The organism is Paenibacillus sp. J22FR5 (genome assembly GCF_059691975.1).
Map to the genome: position 1 here is coordinate 1 of NZ_JCAUAN010000077.1, position 1,247 is coordinate 1,247.

At 50.5% G+C, this 1,247-nt stretch carries 2 rRNA genes; both read left to right on the forward strand.

The window, feature by feature from the left end:
• Positions 1-204 (forward strand): 16S ribosomal RNA (locus tag AC58P7_RS33425); the annotation flags it as partial.
• Positions 205-441: 237 nt separating this feature from the next.
• Positions 442-1,247: ribosomal RNA gene (locus tag AC58P7_RS33430) — 23S ribosomal RNA — on the forward strand; the annotation flags it as partial.

Consider the following 1,247-nt stretch of genomic DNA (forward strand, 5'->3'; position numbering starts at 1 on the left):
TTGCTAGTAATCGCGGATCAGCATGCCGCGGTGAATACGTTCCCGGGTCTTGTACACACCGCCCGTCACACCACGAGAGTTTACAACACCCGAAGTCGGTGGGGTAACCCGCAAGGGAGCCAGCCGCCGAAGGTGGGGTAGATGATTGGGGTGAAGTCGTAACAAGGTAGCCGTATCGGAAGGTGCGGCTGGATCACCTCCTTTCTATGGAGACTCGGATCTGATAGATCCAGTCAAGTGTGCTTAGCACACAAATCGCTTACTCACTCGTGTTCAGTTTTGAAGGATGAATTTACCTTCAAACACTTTGTTCCTTGAAAACTAGATAACGAAACAAAAACGTAAAGTAAGAACTTAGGTTGCTTGATTCTAACGGATCTTGCAAAATCTTTAACTCTTTCAATAGGAGAGACTTTGATTTCATCAAAGATCCCTATAAATGGTTAAGCTAGAAAGAGCACACGGAGGATGCCTAGGCACTAGGAGCCGAAGAAGGACGTGGCGAACGACGAAATGCCTCGGGGAGCCGTAAGCAGGCTTTGATCCGGGGATGTCCGAATGGGGGAACCCAGCTGTGGTAATGCGCAGTTACCATGTAGTGAATACATAGCTACGTTGGAGGCATACCCAGGGAACTGAAACATCTAAGTACCTGGAGGAAAAGAAAACAAAAGTGATTCCGTCAGTAGCGGCGAGCGAAAGCGGAATAGCCCAAACCAAGGAGCTTGCTCCTTGGGGTTGTAGGACCTCGACATGGGGTTAGTTTGGTAGGCGAAGTGATCTGGAAAGGTCCGGCATAGAAGGTAAAAGCCCTGTAGCCCAAACTGAACGAAACCCCTAGAGGTATCCTGAGTACGGCGGGTCACGTGAAACCCCGTCGGAATCCGGCAGGACCATCTGCCAAGGCTAAATACTCCCTAGTGACCGATAGTGAAGCAGTACCGTGAGGGAAAGGTGAAAAGCACCGCGGAAGCGGAGTGAAAAAGAACCTGAAACCGTGTGCTTACAAAAAGTCAGAGCCCTCTATATGGGTGATGGCGTGCCTTTTGTAGAATGAACCGGCGAGTTACGTTCCCGTGCGAGGTTAAGTTGAAAAGACGGAGCCGCAGCGAAAGCGAGTCTGAATAGGGCGCTTGAGTACGTGGACGTAGACCCGAAACCGTGTGATCTACCCCTGTCCAGGGTGAAGGTGAGGTAACACTCACTGGAGGCCCGAACCCACGAATGTTGAAAAATTCGGGGATGAG